This window comes from Streptomyces vulcanius, assembly GCF_042653945.1.
In the GTDB taxonomy this organism is placed as follows: domain Bacteria; phylum Actinomycetota; class Actinomycetes; order Streptomycetales; family Streptomycetaceae; genus Streptomyces; species Streptomyces mangrovi.
This window is the reverse complement of sequence record NZ_JBHSFK010000003.1, coordinates 56,475-77,759: the sequence shown is the minus strand read 5'-3', so window position 1 is coordinate 77,759 and position 21,285 is coordinate 56,475. Positions and strand designations below refer to the sequence as shown.

15 protein-coding genes and 1 pseudogene are annotated in these 21,285 nt (G+C 71.0%); 11 read left to right on the top strand and 5 right to left on the bottom strand.

The window, feature by feature from the left end:
- Positions 1–69 precede the first annotated feature (69 nt).
- Positions 70–1,269, top strand: coding sequence for a winged helix DNA-binding domain-containing protein (locus tag ACFPIH_RS05070; RefSeq protein WP_381179820.1), 1,200 nt, complete (start codon positions 70–72; stop codon positions 1,267–1,269).
- 82 nt (positions 1,270–1,351) lie between these two features.
- Here the strand turns inward: ACFPIH_RS05070 and ACFPIH_RS05065 are convergent, their stop codons facing one another.
- On the bottom strand, positions 1,352–1,666 hold the full coding sequence (locus tag ACFPIH_RS05065; RefSeq protein WP_381179817.1) for a hypothetical protein: 315 nt from the start codon (positions 1,664–1,666) through the stop codon (positions 1,352–1,354).
- 267 nt (positions 1,667–1,933) lie between these two features.
- Here ACFPIH_RS05065 and ACFPIH_RS05060 point away from each other — a divergent pair, with 267 nt between their 5' ends.
- The 7 genes from ACFPIH_RS05060 to ACFPIH_RS05030 all read left to right on the top strand — a co-directional run bounded on the left by ACFPIH_RS05060 (position 1,934) and on the right by ACFPIH_RS05030 (position 9,795).
- Complete coding sequence (locus ACFPIH_RS05060) at positions 1,934–2,623, top strand: RlpA-like double-psi beta-barrel domain-containing protein (RefSeq protein ID WP_381179814.1); 690 nt, start codon at positions 1,934–1,936, stop codon at positions 2,621–2,623.
- Positions 2,624–2,882: 259 nt separating this feature from the next.
- A complete protein-coding gene (gene glnII / locus ACFPIH_RS05055; RefSeq protein ID WP_381179811.1) occupies positions 2,883–3,914 on the top strand; it encodes a glutamine synthetase in 1,032 nt (343 codons plus the stop codon).
- A gap of 408 nt (positions 3,915–4,322) precedes the next feature.
- The gene (locus tag ACFPIH_RS05050; protein WP_381179808.1) at positions 4,323–4,913 is read left to right on the top strand and encodes a winged helix-turn-helix domain-containing protein; all 591 of its coding nucleotides are present in this window, start codon (positions 4,323–4,325) and stop codon (positions 4,911–4,913) included.
- 82 nt (positions 4,914–4,995) lie between these two features.
- The gene (locus ACFPIH_RS05045) at positions 4,996–6,015 is read left to right on the top strand and encodes an NAD-dependent epimerase/dehydratase family protein (RefSeq protein WP_381179805.1); all 1,020 of its coding nucleotides are present in this window, start codon (positions 4,996–4,998) and stop codon (positions 6,013–6,015) included.
- A gap of 52 nt (positions 6,016–6,067) precedes the next feature.
- On the top strand, positions 6,068–7,348 hold the full coding sequence (locus ACFPIH_RS05040; protein WP_381179802.1) for a sensor histidine kinase: 1,281 nt from the start codon (positions 6,068–6,070) through the stop codon (positions 7,346–7,348).
- The gene (locus ACFPIH_RS05035; protein ID WP_381179799.1) at positions 7,333–7,989 is read left to right on the top strand and encodes a LuxR C-terminal-related transcriptional regulator; all 657 of its coding nucleotides are present in this window, start codon (positions 7,333–7,335) and stop codon (positions 7,987–7,989) included. The genes ACFPIH_RS05040 and ACFPIH_RS05035 overlap by 16 nt, the downstream gene beginning before the upstream one ends.
- A 183-nt stretch (positions 7,990–8,172) precedes the next feature.
- Positions 8,173–9,795 carry a DUF1996 domain-containing protein gene (locus ACFPIH_RS05030; RefSeq protein WP_381179796.1) on the top strand — a complete coding sequence of 541 codons (1,623 nt, stop codon included), beginning with the start codon at positions 8,173–8,175 and terminating at the stop codon, positions 9,793–9,795.
- Between the two features lie 86 nt (positions 9,796–9,881).
- On the opposite strand, the gene ACFPIH_RS05025 is transcribed toward ACFPIH_RS05030, so the two are convergent.
- A complete protein-coding gene (locus ACFPIH_RS05025; protein WP_381179793.1) occupies positions 9,882–10,331 on the bottom strand; it encodes a hypothetical protein in 450 nt (149 codons plus the stop codon).
- Positions 10,332–10,433: 102 nt separating this feature from the next.
- On the opposite strand from ACFPIH_RS05025, the gene ACFPIH_RS05020 reads away from it, so the two are divergent.
- The 3 genes from ACFPIH_RS05020 to ACFPIH_RS05010 all read left to right on the top strand — a co-directional run bounded on the left by ACFPIH_RS05020 (position 10,434) and on the right by ACFPIH_RS05010 (position 13,971).
- Complete coding sequence (locus ACFPIH_RS05020) at positions 10,434–10,961, top strand: tetratricopeptide repeat protein (RefSeq protein ID WP_381179790.1); 528 nt, start codon at positions 10,434–10,436, stop codon at positions 10,959–10,961.
- Between the two features lie 50 nt (positions 10,962–11,011).
- Positions 11,012–12,943: a hypothetical protein gene (locus tag ACFPIH_RS05015; protein WP_381179787.1), complete on the top strand. Its 1,932-nt coding sequence runs from the start codon at positions 11,012–11,014 to the stop codon at positions 12,941–12,943.
- A gap of 308 nt (positions 12,944–13,251) precedes the next feature.
- Positions 13,252–13,971, top strand: a complete 720-nt coding sequence (locus ACFPIH_RS05010; RefSeq protein ID WP_381179784.1) for a TetR/AcrR family transcriptional regulator — start codon at positions 13,252–13,254, stop codon at positions 13,969–13,971.
- Positions 13,972–13,980: 9 nt separating this feature from the next.
- On the opposite strand, the gene ACFPIH_RS05005 is transcribed toward ACFPIH_RS05010, so the two are convergent.
- The 3 genes and pseudogenes from ACFPIH_RS05005 to pulA all read right to left on the bottom strand — a co-directional run bounded on the left by ACFPIH_RS05005 (position 13,981) and on the right by pulA (position 21,084).
- Positions 13,981–14,343 (bottom strand): 5-carboxymethyl-2-hydroxymuconate Delta-isomerase, encoded by a 363-nt coding sequence (locus ACFPIH_RS05005; protein WP_381179782.1) that lies wholly within the window; start codon positions 14,341–14,343, stop codon positions 13,981–13,983.
- Between the two features lie 30 nt (positions 14,344–14,373).
- Positions 14,374–15,648, bottom strand: a pseudogene (locus tag ACFPIH_RS05000) (PP2C family protein-serine/threonine phosphatase); the annotation flags it as partial.
- A gap of 72 nt (positions 15,649–15,720) precedes the next feature.
- Positions 15,721–21,084 carry a pullulanase-type alpha-1,6-glucosidase gene (pulA, locus tag ACFPIH_RS04995; RefSeq protein ID WP_381179779.1) on the bottom strand — a complete coding sequence of 1,788 codons (5,364 nt, stop codon included), beginning with the start codon at positions 21,082–21,084 and terminating at the stop codon, positions 15,721–15,723.
- Positions 21,085–21,285: the final 201 nt, after the last annotated feature.

The window sequence follows — 21,285 nt, the reverse complement described above, 5'->3', positions numbered from 1 at the left end:
GCGGCCCGTTGTCAGTGGCGTCGGGGAGGATGGGCGGGGAGGGAGCGGTGACGGCGGGCGGAGGTCGGGATGGGTGACGCGGTGCGGTATGTCGGCGGGGCGGAGCGGCGGGCGCGGGTGGGGGTGCGGCAGCGGCTGGCGCCGGGAGCGCGGGCGGCGACGCCCGAGGCGGTGGCCGACACCCTCGTCGCGCTGCACGGCTCGGACCCGGCGACGGTGTATCTGGCGATCGGCGCCCGGCTGGCGGACCCGGCGCCGACGGTGGCGGAGACGGACCGGGCGCTGTACGGGGACCGCACGCTGGTGCGGATGCACGGCATGCGGCACACGGTCTTCGTGTTCCCCACCGGGCTGACGGCCGTCGTACACGCCTCGACCGGTCTCGCGGTCGCGGCGCGGGAGCGGGCCACGCTGCTGAAGGGCATGGCGAAGGCGGGCGCGCCGGACGCGGCCTGGCTGAAGGAGACCGAGGAGTCGGCGCTGGCCGCGCTGGAGCGGCTGGGCCAGGCGACCGCGACCGAGCTGGCCCGCGAGGAGCCGCGGCTGCGCGAGCAGTTCGTGTACGCGGCCGGGAAGAGCTACGAGGGGGTCCACACCGTCGGCACCCGGCTGCTGAAGGTGCTGGGCGTCGAGGGCAAGGTGGTCCGGGGCCGGCCGCTGGGTTCCTGGACGTCCAGCCAGTTCCGCTGGGCCGTCGCCCCCGCCCATCCGGAGCTGGATCCGGCGGCCGCCCAGGCGGACCTGCTCCGCCACTGGCTGACGGCGTGCGGCCCGGCGACCGAGGCGGACCTGAAGTGGTGGACGGGCTGGCGGGTGACCGACGTACGGCGGGCGCTGGCCGCGATCGGCGCGCGGGCGGTGTCGCTGGACGAGGGCACGGGGTACGTCGTCGCGGAGGACGTCGAGCCGGTGGCCGGTCCCGCCGAGCCCTGGGCGGCCCTGCTGCCCGCGCTCGACCCGACGGCGATGGGCTGGCAGGCCCGGGACTGGTATCTGGCCCCCGAGCTGCGCCCCGCCCTGTTCGACTACAGCGGCAACGTGGGGCCGACGGTGTGGTGGAACGGCCGGGTGGTGGGCGCCTGGGCGCAACGGGCCGACGGGGAGATCGTCTGGCGGATCCTGGACGAGAAGGCTGTGGGGCGGGAGGCGCGGGCCGCGATCGCTGCGGAGGCGGAGCGGTTGGGGGCGTGGGTGGGGGACACGCGCGTGACGCCGAGATTCCGGACGCCGGTGGAGAAGGAGCTGGCGGGGCCCTTCCGGCGCGGGTGAGTTCAGTCGGCCCGTCCGGGGGAGTTCGAGGACACCGAAGGCGCCGGGCGCCGTGCGAAGACACGGCACCCGGCGCCTCCGCTCAACGCGAGTACCGCATCAGCGCCCTGACCATGTGGCACGTCGTGTCCGACGGCGGGTGGACACCGATCAGCTCCGCGGTGCTGCGGATCGTCTCGTTGCGGGCCTGGTTCGGCATGAAGACGCCCGAGTCGAGCAGCGCGATGGCAAGGCGCATGGCCTTGAGCTTGCGGTTGTGCATGACGTACCACTCGCGCGGCCGGCCGGGCGGCAACGGCCGCTTCGCGACGGGCACATAGGGCAGGTCGAGCTGGACGGAACGCTTGGCGGTGGACTGGGTCGGCAGCGGCTTCGGCTTCAGTGCGGCAGCGGGCACAGGCATCCTCCTGTCGCGGTCAGAGCTCCATCGGAACCTCCGGTGGAACCCTCGAACACTGCTTCTATTCTACCGCCCCCCACTGACAAAAGCCCCTGGCCACAAGGGCTTTCGGGGCCTCCGGGGCCCATGGGAAAGACGGGTTTTCGCGTGCCGCGGGACGCCGTGACGCGCGTCACACCGACCGAGTCCCGTGACCGCTGAGCAACCCCGTTCGGCATCTCGTACATAGCGGCGTACGCTCCCCCTATCCCTCAGGAGCCGCGCATGTCGCGCAGAAGAACGTTCGGCACGGGGAAGAAAGTCGCGCTGCTGGTGAGCGCGGCGGCGGTCGCGGGCGGCGGCGCCTTCGTGATGGCGAACACCTCGAACGCCGCCCAGACACCGCAGAACGCGAAGACGCTGTCCGCTGCGAACTCGACGGTCTGCCAGGGGCTCGCCACCGCCCTCGGCAACAACCAGAAGTTCATCGACGGCCAGCGGGCCGCTCCGGACGCTCAGTCGGAGGCCCGGATCGCCAACCGCGAGGCGGTCATCGCGCAGATCAAGGTGCAGCAGCAGGCGTCGGGGTGCGTCGTTGGGGAGTCGGCTCAGGACTCCCAGTCGACACAGCCCTCGCCGGCCGCTTCAGCACCGGCCGCTTCAGCGCCGGCGGCCTCGGCCCCCGCGGCCTCCGCCCCGGCCGGCAACGGCGGGGCAGCCGCCTCCGGGCAGCAGGTCTGCAACGGCTCCACCGTCACGCTCTCCGGTGAGGGCGGGGCTCCGGCGGCCTCCAGCAACCAGTTCCCGGCGGGAACCAAGCTGAAGGTCACCAACCTGGACAACAACAAGTCCACGACCGTCGAGGTCACCTCGGTCTCCGGCAGCTGCGCGCTGCTGAACAACGCGGCTTTCGAGCAGGTCCGCGAGCCCGGCAAGTTCCTGATCCGCCGGGCCCTGATCGAGAAGGTGGGGTGAGGCCCAGCCGGGAAACCTGAGGTACGTGTCAAGGGCCCCACTGTTCGCGGCCACGAGCAGCGGGGCCCTTACGTGCGGCAGGCGCAGTGGCCGTACGCAGGGCACGAACGACCAGGTAACACGGGGTTCACATTCGAGCAATGATCGGGAAATCGGCTGTTGACAAGCTGCCGGGCAAACACCGGCGGCGCCTCAGTGCCGCAGCGCCGCAGAATGCAGCACCCGCAAGTGCGCAGACACACCCCGAAGGAAGTGGCCCGTGACCTTCAAGGCTGAGTACATCTGGATCGACGGCACCCAGCCGACGGCGAAGCTCCGTTCCAAGACGAAGATCATCGCTGGCGAGCCGGCCGGTCTCGACGCACTCCCGATCTGGGGCTTCGACGGGTCCTCCACGAACCAGGCCGAGGGCCACGCCTCGGACCGTGTCCTCAAGCCGGTCTTCACCTGCCCCGACCCGATCCGCGGCGGCGACGACATCCTCGTCATGTGCGAGGTCCTCAACATCGACATGACGCCGCACGAGTCCAACACCCGTGCCGCGCTGGTCGAGGTCGAGGCGAAGTACGGTTCGCAGGAGCCGATCTTCGGCATCGAGCAGGAGTACACCTTCTTCCAGGACGGTTACCCGCTCGGCTTCCCCAAGGGCGGCTTCCCGGCCCCGCAGGGCGGCTACTACTGCGGTGTCGGCGCCGACGAGATCTTCGGCCGTGAGGTCGTCGAGGCGCACCTGGACAACTGCCTCGCCGCCGGCCTCGGCATCTCCGGCATCAACGCCGAGGTCATGCCCGGCCAGTGGGAGTTCCAGGTCGGCCCGCTCGCCCCGCTCGAGGTCTCGGACCAGCTGTGGGTGGCCCGCTGGCTGCTCTACCGCACCGCCGAGGACTTCGGTGTCTCCGCCACCCTCGACCCCAAGCCGGTCAAGGGCGACTGGAACGGCGCCGGCGCGCACACCAACTTCTCCACCAAGGCGATGCGCGAGGGCTACGACGCGATCATCACCGCGTGCGAGTCGCTCGGCGAGGGCTCCAAGCCGCTCGACCACGTCAAGAACTACGGCGCCGGCATCGACGACCGCCTGACCGGTCTGCACGAGACCGCCCCGTGGAACGAGTACTCCTACGGTGTCTCCAACCGCGGCGCCTCGGTCCGTATCCCGTGGCAGGTCGAGCAGGACGGCAAGGGCTACATCGAGGACCGCCGTCCCAACGCCAACGTCGACCCGTACCTGGTGACCCGCCTGATCGTGGACACCTGCTGCGCCGCCCTGGAGAAGGCCGGCCAGGTCTGATCCGCACCGCGGCTCCGCTCAAGGGGCGCCCCGCCGACACGGTGGGGCGCCCCTTCGGCATGGCGGGGCGCTCTTTGGGATGCCGCGCGGTTCCATGAAGGGAACAAGAAGCGTCCAAGCAGTGAGAGACCCCTGCTGTTACGGGCGGGTGTCTGCTTCAATGGCCTCATGGCCAGCTTCCAGAACCACACCGCGACGGGTCGCCATGACCTCGAGCCGTTCTGGCCTTCCCGTCAGCACCACGACTTCGACCGGGTGTGTTGCCGCGCGACGAACGCGCCGGCCCTCTAAAGCCGTACACCCCGGCCTTCGGCCAGCGCGCACGACGTACGTCCCCGACGAGCCCGACCACGAATCGCGGCCGTCGTCCTCCCCGGCGAACCTCTCGCGCGAAAGAGCTGACCTCTCATGGCGACCACTCGTTCCCTCACCTCCGTTCCCGACTCCCTCGCCGACTCCCCAGCCGTCTCCCCCACCGCTCCGGCCCGTCAGCGGCTGCGCGCCGTGGACCGGGACGAGGTGGTGAACGTCGCGGAGTTCCTGCCGCCGGGCGCCACCTGGCTGCCCGCCCCGCAGCACGCCCTGCCCACCCTGCCGGGCCGGCCGCCGATGATCGGCTATCTGGTGCTGGTCCCGGCCGACCAGCAGCCGCCCTTCCTTCCGGTGGCGGTGCCGGACCAGCCGGAGGCGGTGGAGTCCGGCGCGGACGCGCTGGTGCGGATCGACACCGTGCAGCGCACCGCCGCCGTCGACGGGCGTGAACTCGACCTCACCTACCTGGAGTTCGAGCTGCTCGCGCATCTCGTGACGCACCCGAACCGGGTGCACACACGCGACCAGCTCGTCACCACGGTGTGGGGCTACGGGCATGTGGGCGACGGCCGTACGGTCGACGTCCATATCGCCCGGCTACGCCGCAAGTTGGGCGCGGAGCACCGCAAGTCCATCCAGACGGTGCGCCGGGTCGGCTACAAGTACACGCCGCCGACCGGCCGTTGAACCCCTGCTGATCCTCTGCTGATCCTCTGCCCTCGGCAGACTCCGGTTCCGTACCGCGCCCGCACCGGGCAGAGTCACCGGTATGAGACTTCTGGTGCTGGGTGGTACGGAGTTCGCGGGACGGGCCGTCGTCGAGGCGGCCCTGGGGCGCGGCTGGGAGGTGACGGTCCTCAACCGGGGCCGGCACACGCCGCTTCCCGGCGTACGGGCGCTGACCGGCGACCGCACCGCGCCGGGGGGCCTGACCGCGCTCGAGCAGGGCGAGTGGGACGCCGTCGTCGACACCTGGTCGGCGGCGCCCCGCCCGGTGCACGAGGCGGCGCGGCTGCTGCGGGGCCGCGCCGGCCGGTATGTGTACGTGTCGAGCTGCTCGGTATACACCTGGGCGCCGCCCGCCGGGTACGCCGAGGACGCGCCGGTGGTCGAGGGCGCCGCACCGGACGCCGGGCAGAGCGACTACGCCCGCGACAAGCGGGGCGGTGAGCTGGCCGCCGTCGACGCCTTCGGCGCGGAGGACTCCGTACTCGTCCGGGCCGGGCTGATCCTCGGCCCGTACGAGAACGTCGGCCGGCTGCCCTGGTGGCTGGGCCGGATGGCGCGCGGCGGCCCGGTCCTCGCGCCCGGCCCGCTTGAGCTGCCCCTGCAGTACGTCGACGTCCGCGACCTCGCCGAGTGGATCCTCGGAGCCGTCGAGCAGGAGCTGAGCGGCCCGTTCAACCTGATGAGCCCTCAGGGACACGCCACCATGGGCGAGTTGCTAGAGGCGTGCGCCGGCGTCACCGGTTCCGGCGCCGAACTGCGCTGGACCGACCCGGAGATCGTGCTCGGCGCGGGCATCGAGCCGTGGGTCCAGCTGCCGGTGTGGGTGCCGCCGGGCACCGACATGCACGACGCGCTGCACTCCGCGGACGTCTCGCGGGCGGTGGCGAGCGGGTTGTCCTGCCGGCCGGTCGAGGAGACCGTCGCCGACACCTGGAGCTGGCTGCGGTCCGTCGGCGGGACCGCGCCGCACCGCAAGGAGCGGGCGGTCAAGGGCCTGGACCCGGAGGTGGAGGCCAAGGTACTCGCCGGGACGGGGGGTGTATCTGACACCACCCCCTGACCGGGGGCTTCGGGCCAGTGCCCCCTCGGTCCGGGTCGGCCAGACTGACCGCATGAACATCAACACACAGAGTGGCGAGGGCGGTTCCAGGGCGCGCGGCATGGCGCTGGCCGCCTTGCGGGGGTTGTCGCTGGCCGTGGTGTCGCTGCCGCTGGCCGTCCTGTGCTTCGTGCTCTCCGTCGTCTCCATGGCGCTGATACCGATCGGGGTCGGGGCGCTCGCCCTGCCCTATGTGACGAAGGGGGTGCGCGCCTACGCCGACCGGCGGCGGGCGCTGGCCGCCGAGTGGGGCGGGGTGCGCATCCCGTCGGCGTACCGGCCGCTGCCCGAGACCGCCAACCCGTGGAAGCTCACCAACGCGCTGCTGCGGGACCCGGCGACCTGGCGGGACCTGCGCTGGCTCCAGGTCGACATGACGGCCGGGTTCGTCACGGCGATCCTGCCGGCGGCGCTCGTCTACTTCCCGCTGGAGGGGTTCGCGCTGGCGGCGGGGCTGTGGAGGGTGGTGCTGGAGGGGCCGGACGACACCTACTGGTACGGGTTCGTGCCGGTCACCGGCCAGGCGTCCGCGTTCGGCGCCGCCGCCCTGGGCGTCGTGGTCCTGGTCCTCGCGCACCGGTACACCGTCCCCCTGTTCCACGCCCACTTCCGGCTCACCCGCCGGCTGCTCACCCCCACCCAGGCCGAACTGGCCGAGCGGGTGCGGGTGTTGACCGAGACGCGCCGGGACGCCGTGGACACCTCGGCCGCCGAGCTGCGGCGCATCGAGCGCGACCTGCACGACGGCGCCCAGGCCCGGCTGGTGGCGATGGGCATGGACCTCGGCACGGTGGAGGCGCTCGTCGACAAGGACCCCGAGAAGGCGAAGCGGCTCCTCGCGCAGACCCGCCAGTCGTCCGCCGAGGCCCTCGCCGAACTGCGCGACCTGGTGCGCGGCATCCATCCGCCGGTGCTGGCCGAGCGCGGTCTCGGCGACGCCGTACGGGCGCTGGCGCTGCGGCTGCCGGTCGCCACGGAGGTGACCGTCGACCTCGACGGCGGCCGGGCCGACGCGCCCGTGGAGTCGGCCGCCTACTTCGCCGTCAGCGAGATCTTCACCAACGCGGTCAAGCACTCCGGCGCCGACCGGATCTGGGTGGACCTGCACCACACGGACGGCAGGCTGCGGATCTCCGTCACCGACAACGGCCGGGGCGGCGCGGCGGTCGGGGCCGGTTCGGGCCTGGCCGGGCTCGAACGGCGGCTCGGTACATTCGACGGCGTCCTTGCCGTCAGCTCCCCCGCCGGCGGTCCCACGATGGTGACCATGGAGATCCCTTGCGAGTTGTCCTAGCCGAAGACCTGTTCCTGCTGCGCGACGGGCTCGTACGGCTCCTGGAGGCCTACGACTTCGAGATCGCCGCGGCCGTGGAGAGCGGGCCGGAGCTCACGCGGGCCCTCGCCGAACTGGAGCCGGACGTCGCCGTGGTCGACGTCCGGCTCCCCCCTACGCACACCGACGAGGGCCTGCAGTGCGCCCTGGCGGCCCGCCGCGACCGGCCGGGGCTGCCGGTGCTCGTCCTCTCCCAGCATGTCGAACAGCTGTACGCGCGTGAGCTGCTCGCCGACGGCAGCGGCGGGGTCGGCTATCTGCTGAAGGACCGGGTGTTCGACGCGGAGCAGTTCGTGGACGCCGTACGACGGGTCGCGACGGGCGGCACCGCGATGGACCCGCAGGTGATCCAGCAGCTGCTGGCCCGGCGCGAGGGCGACGGACAGGGCCCGGTGGCCCGGCTCACTCCTCGCGAACGGGAGGTTCTGGAGCTGATGGCGCAGGGCCGGTCGAACGGGGCGATCGCCGCAAGACTGGTCGTCACGGAGCGGGCGGTCGCCAAGCACACCGCGAATATTTTCCTGAAGCTGGGTTTGGAGGTCTCCGACGACGACAACCGCAGGGTACTGGCGGTGCTGGCCTATCTGGACCAGGGCGGATGAGCACTTCAAGTGCGGTGCGGTGTGGGGATGTTGGGGTGGTTTTGTCGCCGGGGTGGACGTCCGGGTCTCTCATCAATTTCTGAGACCGCTGAACACCACTGGGACGAGGTGCGTAAGTGAGGGAGCAGCTTCACTCCTGTCGGGCGCCTCGATGCTGCCCCGCAAGGAAGTCAGAGGAGTTCCATGGGACGCAACATTCGTAAACGCCGTTCGTCGATGGCCACGAAGGCCGTGGCAGCATCGGCGGTTCTAGCGCTCGGTGGGGGCGGGCTGATCTGGGCGAACTTCTACGCTTCGGCAGATGAGTCGAGCTCGGGCCAGAACTCGACCAAGGCCGCCACCGCGGCGGCTCAGGTCGCCACCATCTCCTGCCCGGATGTGGGGCAGAAGCTGACGAACGTGCCCGAGAAGGCCAAGCAGGGCGTCGCCACCGAGCTGGCGAACCTCGACAAGCAGATCACCGAGGCGTACGCCCGGCTCGCGTCGACCCGCCAGGCCCAGACTCAGGACGCCGGGTTCGTCCAGAACGCAATCACCGGCCCCCTCAAGGAGAAGCGCGCCGCCACGATCGACCGGATTCGGATCGATATCCAGCGCGTCGGTGGCCAGTTCAACACGCAGTTGAGTTCGCTCGCGGCCTGCACGACCCAGGCGGCCAACACGAACGCCGGCCAGGCGGGCAACGGGCAGAACAACAACGGCCAGAACAACAATGGCCAGAACAACAACGGCAACCAGAACAACGGTGGCCAGAACAACAACGGCCAGAACAACGGTGGCCAGAACAACGGCGGTCAGGCCGGCAACGGTCAGGCAGGCAACGGTCAGGCAGGCAACGGCGGTCAGCAGGCGGGCCAGAACGGCCAGGGCGGCAACGGCCCGGTCGCGGCCGACTTCGTGGACATCACGAAGGTCCAGCAGAACGCCTCGACCAACGTGGGCACCAACGGCTTCGCCGCGAACGGCAACTCGGGTTCCAAGGGCACGTTCGTCACGAAGTGCGGCACCAACGGCAACGACAACCACAACACGGACAACGTGATTGTCGCCCCCGGTGTCACCAACGGCGCGCACCACCTGCACGACTACGTCGGCAACCAGAACAACGACGCCTTCGCGAGCGACCAGGATCTGGCCAACGGCACCACCAGCTGCCAGAACCAGGGCGACAAGTCCTCGTACTTCTGGCCGGTGCTGCGCGTCCAGGACGGCACGCAGGACTTCGACCAGAACAACGACGGTGGTGGCAAGGAGGGCAACGTCGGCAAGATCCTCCAGCCGGCCCAGGCCCAGCTGACGTTCGTCGGCAACAAGAAGGCCCAGGTCGTCGCCATGCCGACCGCCCTGCGCATCATCACCGGTGACGCCAAGGCCTTCGTCAACGGCACCGCCAACGCCAACGTGAACTGGTCCTGCACCGGGTTCGAGAACAAGGTCCAGCTGCACGACAAGTACCCGATCTGCCCGCAGGGCAGCCAGGTGGTGCGCACGACCTTCTTCCAGAGCTGCTGGGACGGTCAGAACATCGACAGCGCCAACCACCGCACGCACGTGTCCTTCGTCCAGCAGGACGGCACCTGCGCCAACGGCTTCAAGGCGATCCCCCAGCTCCAGGTCCGGCTCGTCTACAACGTGCCGCAGCCGAAGCTGGCGAACGGAGCGATCACCAACCCGTACGCGGTGGACACGTTCCCGGAGCAGCTGCACAAGCCGATCACCGACCACAACGACTTCATCAACTTCTTCTCCACGAACACGATGAACCAGATGGTCAACTGCATCAACACCGGCAAGAAGTGCCAGTAGTCGCAGTAGAAGTCGCACACTGAGAGAGCCGGCGGTGAGGATTCCTCACCGCCGGCTCTCTCAATGCGTTCTCAATGCGTACGGCTTCAGTGGCCGGAGTGCGTCGCGCCGTCGGACGCCTCGCCCGACTCGTGCGCCGAGTGGTCCGTGCCCTCCTCGATGTCACCGCCGAGCGTCTTGCGCAGCGCGTTCACGGTGCTGGTCTCACCCACGGCCACCCACTTGCGGCCGACCAGGTAGTGACCGCCGTAGTCCTTGGCACCGTTGATCCACTCGCGCTGGCCGCGGTCCGTCGCGAACGTCGCCAGGATGAACTTTCCGTCCGCGTTCTTGCAGATGGCCTGGCGGATCTCGTCGGCGTCGGTCTGCATGTTCGGCGTGCACTTCACCTCGGCGGCCAGGTGCTCCAGGCTGCCGGTCGCCGCCGACGGCACGGCCGCCACGGCCTTCGCGTCCCCGTCGGCGCCACCGCAACCGGTCAGCGCCAGTGCCGCCGCGACGGCCACCGCCGCGAGCATGGGTCGGGTCACCTTCATCTGTTCCTCCCTGCGAGAGCCTCTTTCTGGATACGGCTCCCGTCCGCGGTCCGCTCAACATACCGGGGTGACCGGGCGGCACCCGCGTGCGAGAGTGGGCCGGTGAACCAAGACGGAAAAGACCCGGCGGACTGGGAAGACCGTGTGACCGCCGCCTGGGCCACCCTGGACGACTACCCGGAGGAGCGGGCCGCCGAGTTCCGCGCCGTGATCGACGCGCTCGTCGCCGAACTCCCCGAGGGCAGCCCGCTCGGCCCCTTCGAGCGCGCCTGCGCCTGGGACTCCACCGGCCACAGCGACCGGGCCGTCCCCCTCTACCAGGAGGCGCTCGCCCTCGGCCTGAGCGAGGTGAGCGGCTACCAGGGCCGCCGGGCGAAGATCCAGCTCTCCAGTTCCCTGCGCAACACCGGCCGGGCCGAGGAGGGCGTCAAGCTCCTCACCCCCGAACTGGACGGCCCCTCCGACGAACTGGACGACGCCGTACGCGCGGTTCTGGCTCTGTGTCTGTCCAGCCTGGGCCGCGACCGCGAGGGCCTCGCCCTGGTCCTCGGCGCGCTGGCACCCCATCTGCCGCGCTACCAGCGTTCGATGGCGAACTACGCGCGGGCGCTGACCGACCCGCAGGGGTGACTCACCCGGACGGCCGGTGACCATCCACCGTCGCGCTCGTTCTGCTGGACGTGCAGTCACAGGATGTCGCCAAGCGCCCCGCACCCGGTACCGCAGCGGACCGGGTGGTCGACGTCGAGCAGGCCGAGGCCGCGCTCGTCGAGCACTACCCGCGTCTCGTCCGGCTCGCCTACCTGGTGCTGCCGCCGGGCCTCGGCCGGGGCCGCCGCGTGCTGACCGCCCACGCGCTCGTCCAGCGCGCCCTCCCGCGCGGGCGCGCCTCCGCCCCGGTCATCCCGGCCCAGTCCACCGGCCGCGACGGCGACCCCGGGTACGCCTACGTCCGCCTCCAGGTGGTGCGTACGGCCCTGGAGGCGGGCCTGCCGCTGCGGCGCCGGGCGTGGCCCAAGCGCGCACAGCTGCCGCCGCTGCTCCCCCAGGTGTGGGGGCTGCGGCTGTTCCCCCGCTCCGGCGGCGCCGACGAGCTCGCCCTGGACCAGCTGCTGTCGACCCTCCCGGGCCCGGCCCGTGCCGCGTACGTGCTGCGCGGTCTGGAGAAACTCCCCGACGGCGACGTACGCAAGGTCCTGACCGGCGCGGGTGTCGAGCCGGACGACGTGGACGAGGCGCTGCGCGAGGCGGAGACGATTCCCGCGGCAAGGTACCCGCTCCTCGACTCCCCCGAGTTCGACCCCTGTTCGCTGCAGGCCCGGCCCACCGATCTGATGCGCCGCCGTCAGCACGGCAAGGCCGCGCTGGCCGCCGCGGTCGCCCTCGGGGTGTGCGGCGCGCTGGTCGCGCTGCCCGGCGACGGCTGGGCCCCGGACGGCGCGGCGGCCCCGCCGTACGCGAAGAACCCGGCCGCCGAGGCCGCCCTCGACCCGGGCCGGCTGCTGAAGGTCTCGCCCGTCGCGTGGAAGACCTCCGCACGCACCGACTTCTCCGTCTGGCCCGCCCGCGGCGCACTCGTCCGCGACGAGGCGCTGCTGCGCCGCGCCCTCGCCGTCCTGGCCCGCCCCGGCGCGACGGTGCGCGTCTCGGCGACCCCCGACACCCCGGCCGGCGGCCCGTCCGGCCCGCCGCAGCTGCTGTACGCCGGCGACGTCGACAACGCGCGCGTGGTGATCCTCTACGACGGTCTGCGCATCGCCCGCTACGCCGAGCCGAAGGGCGGCACGGCCGGGGCGGCGCTGGACTTCGCGCGGGTCGACGGCGCGAGCGGCGCCGAGTCGGGCGCGATCGTGCTGGGCCGGGCCGACGGCAACGTCCGCTATCTGACGGCCCCCTGGGTGACGGAGGCGGGCGAGCGGGACCTGACCAAGCCGGGCGCCGGGATGATGGGCCTGACGATCACCGACGGCATCACCTCACCGCTGTCCAGCCCCGCCACCCGGACCGGCACCTGCACCACCTGGAACGTCCTCCAGCTCACCGACGCCTCCGGCAGCCACCTCCTGACCGACCTGGGCGAACTCGTCCCGGCCCGGCTCACCGCGGGCCGGCCCTCCTCGCCGAAGTCGGCGGCGGGCGCCGAGGCGCTGAAGACCTGGGCGCCGTTCGCCTGCTCGCTGGCCGACACACGCGGACAGGGCGTACGGACGGTCAACGTGTGGTCGTACACACGGCAGTCGCTGCCCGACGCGACCGGCTCGGCGGAATGGGTGTGCACCCGCGCGGAGACCTGGCGGGGCGACGGCACCCGGGTGCTGGCCCAGTTCCGTACGCCGGGCGGGCTGTTCGGGGCGGCCGTGGCGAAGGCCGGGGACGTGCCGTCGTGCGGGCCGCGCGATCCGCATGTGCTCGCCGGTGTGCTGTGGAAGTCCGAGGCCGGCACCTGGTACCTCCTCGCGGCGGGCGACAAGGGCACCCGGTCCGTTCGGGCGACCGGCGGGGTGACCGGATCGGCGGACGGCAACCTGCTGGCGGTACGCGCGCGGCAGGGCGCGAAGGCGGACCTGAAGGGCACGCTGAAGGACGGACGGCCGGTGGGCGGGCTCCACTGACCGCCGCTCGCCGATGAGCACGCGCTGGGCCGGAACCAGACGCGTCCGCCGCCGAGTTGGCGGAATCACCCGCTGTGGCGGAGCGGGTGCCGTCCGTCCGGATGGAGGGGTTCCGGCCACGGGCGGCGGGCGGCGGCGCCTTCGAAGTCGAACTCCGTTCCAGCTCACGGGGGTTGACGGTCGACTCGGACGCCTCCGTGCGGGCGAGGTGGATCACCGGGATCACTTGCTCACGGACTCGGATCCATGTGAACTTCCCTGACGGATCCGGTCCGTTGGCGGCCGGATCCGATCGGTAAGCTGAGCGCATGACTACCGGGGTTCGTCGCAGCAGGATGGGAGTCGAGGAGCGTCGGCAGCAGTTGATCGGCGTCGCCCTCGAACTGTTCGCCCAGCGCTCGCCCGACGAGGTGTCCATCGACGAGATAGCGGCAGCCGCCGGCATCTCGCGCCCCCTCGTCTACCACTACTTCCCCGGCAAACTCAGCCTCTACGAGGCCGCGTTGAAGCGGGCCTCCGAGGACCTCGCCAGCCGGTTCGTCGAACCGCACGAAGGGCCCCTGGGATCAAGGCTGTTGAGGGTCATGCGCCGGTTCTTCGACTTCGTCGACCAGCACGGCCCCGGCTTCTCCGCCCTGATGCGCGGCGGCCCGGCGGTCTCCGTCGGCGCGGCGGACACCCTGAGCCATGTCTCCACCACCAACGCCCTCATCGACTCGGTCCGCCAGGCCGCCTACGAGCAGATCCTCTCCCACCTCGTGATCACCGACCCGCCCGCCCGTCTGGAGCTGGTCATCCGCTCCTGGATATCGCTCGCCGAGTCGACCGCGCTGATCTGGCTGGACGGACGGCGCATCCCGCGCGCCGAGCTGGAGGTACAGCTGGTGCACGACTTCGCCGCGCTGACCGCCGTGAGCGCGGCCTACGACGAGGAGATGCGCGCCCTGCTGCGCCCCATGCTGGGCAGCGAGCCGGCCGACGGCCCCTTCGGAGACCTGGCGACCCGGCTCATCGCCCTGGCGTCCTAGAGCCTGCCCCTAGCCCTCGTACTTGCGGTAGGACGGGTCGAGGTCGCGTACCTCGGCGGAGGCGTGCAGGACGAAGTCCTCGTTCTCCACGTGCTCGCGCAGCAGTTCCAGGACGGCCTCGGTCAGTCTGGCCTTGGTCTCGTCGGAACGCCCGGCCAGCAGACCGAGGGTGACATGGACGATGGCGTGCTCCTCCACCGCCAGATCCTGGTACGCGTAGGCAGCGGAGTCGGCCTTGCGGAACAGGGTCTTGCAGGCTTCCGGCTTGGCGGCGGCGATCTCGACGACCGAGGCGTGCAGGGCCTTCGCGAACTCCTCCTCGTCGAAGGCGCGGGACATCGCCGGCGAGTAGTCGACGGTGATCTGCGGCATGGGAACTCCTGTTCCGGTCGGGATTCCCGCTCACCCTAGCCTTAGCGCCAGCATCGCGATGTCGTCCTCCCTGCTGTGCCCGAAGCGGCCGAGGAGGAGGTCGCACAGGGCGTCCAGGCCGGGCGGGGCGCCGGCGGCGGCCGTGCGGAGGTGGGCCAGGCTGACGCCGAGGTCGGTACCCCGGGTCTCGATCAGCCCGTCGGTGACCATCAGCAGCCGGTCGGCGGGGTCCAGCACCAGCTCCGTCGGCTGCGGGCGCTCCAGGCCGAGACCGAGCAGCGGCCCGGCCACGTCGACGTACTCGGCGCGGTGGTCGCCTTTCACGATCAGCGGCGGGAGATGGCCCGCGTTGGCGACGCGCAGCCGCCCGGTGGCGGGGTCGAGGAGCGCCAGGCAGACGGTCGCGGTGACCTCGGGGTGGTAGTGCTGGACCATCCGGTCCAGGCGGGCGGCGAGCGCCGCGGGGTCGGGGTCCTCGACGCAGTAGGCGCGCAGCGCGTGCCGGATCTCCACCATCACGGTGGCCGCCTCCAGCGAGTGCCCCACGACATCCCCGACCGCGGTGAGCACCCCGCCCCGGGTGGACACGGCCGCGTAGAAGTCACCCCCGATCTCGGTCTCCGGCGACGCCGGCACATACCGCACCACCAGTTCGACCCCGGACAGCCGGGGCGGCCGGTCCGGCCGGGGCAGAAAGCTGTGCTGCAGGGTGAGCGCCACGTGCCGTTCCGCCTGGTAGAGCAGCAGCGGCTCGGCGGCGAGGGCGGTGACCTGGGCGAGCCGGGAGAGAAGGCCGTCGTGGTGGGCGGAGGGGAGAGTGAGGGAGGGGGCGGGGGTGGCGACGCAGACCGGGGTGCGGCGGCCCCGGGTCACCGCCAGGACCAGACGGGCTGCCTCCCGGCGGTCCGGGTGGAAGAAGCCGGCCGGCCACAGCGCCGCCGGTACGACGACGCTCCGCACTCCGCTGTGCCCGTTCACAAGCCCGGCGAGCAGCCGGGCCACCGCCTCGTGCCCGGCCGGGTCCGGCAGCCCGAGCGTGCCGCGCTCGCGGGACGTGCCCCGGTGCAGCGCGCCGTCCGGCCCGGTCACGAAGACGACGGCCGCGGTGCCGGTGAGCCGGGCCGCGCCTTCGGCCGCCGCGTCGGCGAGCTCGCCCGGGCCGCGTGCGGTCTGCACGGCCACGGTCGCCTCCGCGAGCAGCGTCAGCCGCCGCGCCCGTACCGTCGCGTCCCCTCGCCGGCGCGCCCCGCGCAGCGCGGCCCGTACGACGGCCTGGATCTCCAGTGAATCGGCGGGCACCGTCAGACTCCCGGCCCTCTCGGAGAACAACGTGGGACGGCCCCGGACCCGGGACCGCCCCACTAAATTAGTCCTGTATCAGGAGTCCCGCGAGAACACCGCGACAGTACGACCCGGAACGGCGAACGTGCCCGATTCCCGTGCGTAGGAAGCGGACTTGACGATAGAGTCCGCTCCCGCCGCCTGCAGCGGATGGAGCCGGTAACCGGTTCCCGCGACAGAATCGATTCGCTGCTTCTGGGTGACCGGCGTCGCGTTGAAGACCACGACCAGTTCGCCCAGCCGCATGGTGATCACACCGGGTGTCTCGTCCTTGCCGGACAGCGGGAAGGAGAGCGCCGACTGCACCCGCGCGGCCGTGCCGAGGGAGAACGCCTTCTCCGTCGTACGGATCCGCAGCAGGTCGCGGTACGCGGCGGAGGCACCCTCGATCTGCGCGCAGCCGATTCCCCGCACCGTGCTCAACAGCGGTGTGGCGTACGGCCATTTGGCGGCGTTGTCGGCGGCCGGCGGCAGCCCGCGGCCGAAGCCGTTTCCGTCGGCGCAGTTCCAGTGGATCGCGTTGAACCAGTCACCGCTGTCGTAGCTGTTGCGGTCCAGGGACTTGGAGCGCAGCAGGTCGCTGCCCGCCTGGGACAGGGCCGGTCCCTGGGAGAGGGCGGCCGTGGCCATGGCGAGGACCTGCGTCCGGGCGCGGTCGGCCGCGTTCGTGTCGGCGGGCAGCTTGTAGGTGAGGGCGTCGAACAGGGATTCGTTGTCGTGCGCGTCGACGTAGGCGAGGGCGTCTCCGGGGGCGTCCGCGTAGCCGGCGGGCTGTCCGTTGTAGTCGACCTCGGCGCCGGTGACCTCCTTGCCGTCGGTGTCGGTGAAGCGGTAGGCCGCCAGGTCTCCGGAGAGCCCGACCTTGATCAGGTCCTGGTAGTGCAGGAGCCGGGCCCTCTGCTCGGCCTCCGTCCCGTTGGCGGTGGAGGCGTTGGGGTCGGTGTAGAGCCCGGACGCGAAGCCCTGGACGCCGGGGTCGGCGTCGAAGGGGCCGCCGCCGCGTACGGCGTCGCGGGCGCGGTCGGAGAAGGTCGCGATCCCGGTCCCGACCATGTTCTTCTGCGTGGCCTGGACGAACCGGGCGTCGTCGGCGACCTCGCCGAAGTTCCAGCCCTCGCCGTAGAGGATGATCTTCTTGCCGTCGACGCCGTCCCTGGCCGTGGTGAGCGCGTCGAGCGCCTTGCGGACCGCCAAAATGTTGGCCTTGGGGTGGTGCCCCATGAGGTCGAAGCGGAACCCGTCGACCTTGTACTCCCTGGCCCAGGTGACGATCGAGTCGACGACCAGTTTGCCCATCATGGCGTTCTCGGTGGCGGTGCCCGCGCAGCACGTGCTGGTGGCCACCGATCCGTCGGCGAGGAGCCGCTGGTAGTAACCGGGGACGACCTCGTCCAGCACGCTGGTCTCCGCCTGCCCGGCGGCCGACGTGTGGTTGTAGACGACGTCCATGACGACCCGCAGGCCGTCCTCGTTCAGCGCCTTGACCATCCTGCGGAACTCGACGGTACGGGCGGTGCCGTCCGGGTCGGTGGCGTACGACCCCTCGGGGACCGTGAAGTGGTACGGGTCGTAGCCCCAGTTGTAGGCGTCCCGCGCGGCGGTCGCGGAGACGCACTCCTGCTGTCGGTCGGAGTCGGCCGGATAGGAGGCGAGATCGCAGCCGGTGGTCTCCTGGTCGGCCTTCCGCTCCGGAACGGTGGCGAAGTCGAAGGCGGGGAGGAGGTGCACATAGGAGGTGCCGGCCTTCGCCAGCGCGCGCAGATGCTTCGAGCCGTCGCTGTCCTTGTCGGTGAAGGCGAGATAGGTGCCGGGGTGCTCGGCGGTCCGGTCGGCCGCCGAGAAGTCCCGGATGTGCAGCTCCTGGATCTGGGCGTCCTTCAGCGGTACGGCCTTGGGCTTGGCGAGGCCCGACCAGCCGCCCGGGGCAAGGGACTTGTCGTCCAGGTCGACGACGAGACTGCGTTCCGAGTCGGCGGTGAGGGCGACCGAGTAGGGGTCGGTGACCTTGTTGGTGACCACCTTCCGGACGCTGGGCGCCCACACCTTCACGACGTACCGATAGGGCTTGTTCCGCCAGGACTTGGGGCCGGTGACGGACCAGACCCCGGTGGCGTCGTCGCGCACCATCCGCTTCACCGAACCGTCCAGCTCCAGGGAGACGTTCTGTGCGGTCGGCGCCCAAACCGTCAGCGTGGGACGGCCGTTGTGGAAGACCGGCCCGAGCTTCGCCTTCGTGGCCCCGGCGTAGAGGTCGTCGAGCACGCCTGCGATCTGCACACCGGTCGCGGCCAATACCGCCCCGTGCGGTGCCCGTTGGGTGGCGACGACCTGTCCGGCGAGCGCCTCCCGCACCCGGTCCGGGTCACGCGGATCGACGGACCACGCGCTGTACGCCTTCAGATGGGGGTACTTGGCCTTCTGCGCGTCGGTGAGGGAAGTCCTGGTCAGCCGGAGCCACTTGGCGTCTCCGGTGAGGGTGCCGTTGTCGACCGCGATCGTGCCCTCGCGGCTGTAGAGCAGTTGAGTGGAGGCGGCGGTCTCGGAGCCGTTCCAGGCGACGGTGTTCCGGTCGATCCAGATCGCCTTGGAGGTCGTCAGATCGAGCGCGGCGGCGGAACCGGCCGGCTGCGGGAGGAGGTGGTCCTCCTGCCCGTTCAGCAGCCAGACCTCGTGCCCGTCGGCGGTGAGATCGAGCGACCGGTCGGCCGGGAGGTCCTTCTCGTCGCCCTTGTGGATGATGTAACTCAGGCTGGTGGCACCGTCGTTGAGCGGTACCTCGAAGACCGCGCCGAAGGCGTCGGTGCGGGTCGGCTCGATCGGGTTGGACCATTCGGTGGGGTCGGCCGCGCCCGTCCAGACGTGCAGTCCCCAGCCGTCGTAGTTCCCGTCGGCACGGTGGTAGTGGAGTACGGCCCTGGAGGTGTCCTCGGCAGGGTAGTCGTCCGGCCGCTCGGTCCGTACGGTCGTGTCGCCCTGCTCGATCCAGACCTCGCCGGTCCTCGTCACGTCGATCGTGCGGTCGGCGGAGACGTCCTTGTTTCCGTCCTTGTCGATGACGAGGAAGCCGACGTTCGACGCGCCCGGCTTCAACTTGACGTAGGCGAAGGCTCCGTAGGCGTCCCGGCCGGTGAAGGGGTGGCTGTCCGGCCAGTTCGTCGACTCGCCGTCGGCCAGATCGCCCCAGGCGTACAGGCCCCAGCCGTCGTAGTCGCCGTCGGTGCGCCGGTAGTGGACGACCGCGTAGTCACGGGAGGAGGCGGAGGGGGTCTCCTCGGCGGGCGGGGTGCCGGTACTGGACACGGCGGTGGCGCTCGCCGTGCGGCCGGCCGAGTCGACGGCAACGGCCTTGTAGCGCAGGGCTGTTCCGGCCGGTACGTCCTTGCCGACGACCTGTGTGACCTGGTACGGGGCGTGGTCGGCGGAGCCCAGCGTCCGCCATGTGCCGTTGCCGGTCTGCGCGGCGAAGACGACGCGGTTGAGCTGTCCGCCGTCGACGTCGGCACCGATCTCGACGGTGCCGGTGGCCCCGGCGGCCGGGGCGTGGAGGGCGACGGTCGGCCTCGTGGCCGGTGCGGCGAGGGTGCGGGCGGCCTTGAGGACGATCGCCGAGCCCGCCGGGACCGTCACCGTGATCTTCTTGTCGGCTCCTGACATGACCGTCGCCCCGGTGCCGTGGATCCCCCGGAAGGCCATGTTCGCGGAACCGGTCGCGAAGGTCGCCTCCTTCTCGGTGCCCGCGTTGTTGAAGGCGACGACGTACTCGGAACCGGTTGCCGCGTCGGTGCGGGAGAAGGCGTAGACGCCGGCGCCGTCGGCCGCGTAGCGCTCGGTCTGGACGCCGTCCGTCAGCGCCGGGTTGGCCTTGCGGAGTTTCGCGAGGGCGGCGATCTGCCGGTACAGCGGGGCGGAGGTGTCGTAGGCGTCGCTCGCGTGGGTGCGGTCGGTGCCGAGCTGGTCGTCGTCGAGGTAGTCGGCCGTGCGGGACGCGAACATCGTCTGGCGGGCGTCCTTGTCGCCGCCGGAGCCGGTGAAGCCCTGCTCGTCGCCGTAGTAGACGACGGGGTTGCCGCGGCTGAGGAACATCAGCTCGTTGGCGAGCCGGTCCTTCGCGAGCAGTTCGGCGTCGGTGGCCTCCGGGTCGTCCTGCTTCAGGAAGTACCCGATGCGGCCCATGTCGTGGTTGCCGAGGAAGGTGACCTGTTCATAGGCGTTGGCCTTGTCGGTCGTGTACTTGTAGTCGGCGCCGAAGACTCTCGACAGCGTCTGCGCGCCGGCGCCCTGGGAGGCGTACTGGCGGGCCGCCTCCTGGAAGGGGAAGTCGAGCGTGGCGTCGAGGCGGCCCTGGGTGACGTACGGGGAGGTGATGTCCGGGTCGGCGGAGTAGACCTCGCCGAACATGAAGAAGTTCTCGCGCCCCTGTGCGGCGGCGTACGCGTCGAGCGCGGTGGCCCACTGGGTCCAGAACTCCATGTTCACGTGCTTCACGGTGTCGATCCGGAAGCCGTCGATATCGAAGTCCCGCACCCAGCGCTTGTAGATCTTCTCCATCCCGCCGACGACCTCGGGCCGCTCGGTCCACAGGTCGTCGAGGCCGGAGAAGTCGCCGTAGGTCGTGGACTCGCCTGCGTAGGTCGAGTCGCCGCGGTTGTGGTACATCGTCGGGTCGTTGAGCCAGGAGGGGACCTTCACGTCCGAGGCGACCGTCGGGGTGCGCGGGAAGGAGTCGGCGTCGACTGCGGGGAACCCGGCGCTTCCGTCCGCGTAGTCGGCGTCGTCGAAGGGCTCGCCGTCCTTGGTCAGGTACGGGAAGGCGCCCTTGGCGAGGTAGTCGTAGGACTTCTCCTCGTAGTCGACGACGTCGGCGGTGTGGTTGGTGATGACGTCGAAGAACACCTTCATGCCCTTGGCGTGCGCCTTGGCGATGAGGGTTTCGAGGTCCTTGTTGCTGCCGAAGTGCGGGTCGACCTGGGTGAAGTCGGTGATCCAGTAACCGTGGTAGCCGGCCGAGGCGTTGCTCCCCGTCCCCTGGACCGGCCGGTTCCTGAAGATCGGGGCCATCCAGATGGCGGTGGTGCCGAGGCCCTTGATGTAGTCGAGTCGCTTGGCTAGGCCCTTGAGGTCACCGCCCTGGTAGAAGCCCTTGTCGGTGGGGTCGTAACCGGTCTCCAGACGGGAACCGGTCAGTCCGCCGGTGTTGTTGGAGGCGTCTCCGTCGGCGAACCGGTCCGGCATCACAAAGTAGAACTGCTCGCGGGTGTCGTCGTGCCGGGCGGGCGCGGCGGCGAGCTTCGCGTCGGACGGCGGTGGGGGCGGGGTGGCCGCGCGGGCGGCGAGGGGCTGGACCAGGGCGGCGGCCAGCGCGGCGACGGTGACGGCCGCGATCCGTCTTCTCGGTGTCACAGGCGGGAACTCCTAGCGATTGCGGCTCACTTGCTCTCACTTGCTCTGCTTGCTCTCTTGGCCCGACCCCGCGCGACCGTATCCCTGCCGCAAGGTTTACAGCAAGAGTCATGAAACCCATCGAAAGAACTTTCACGCCGGACCTTGACGGGTCTCCTCAACTGCCCCACGCTCACCGGTTGTTGAAGCCGTATCCCGGCT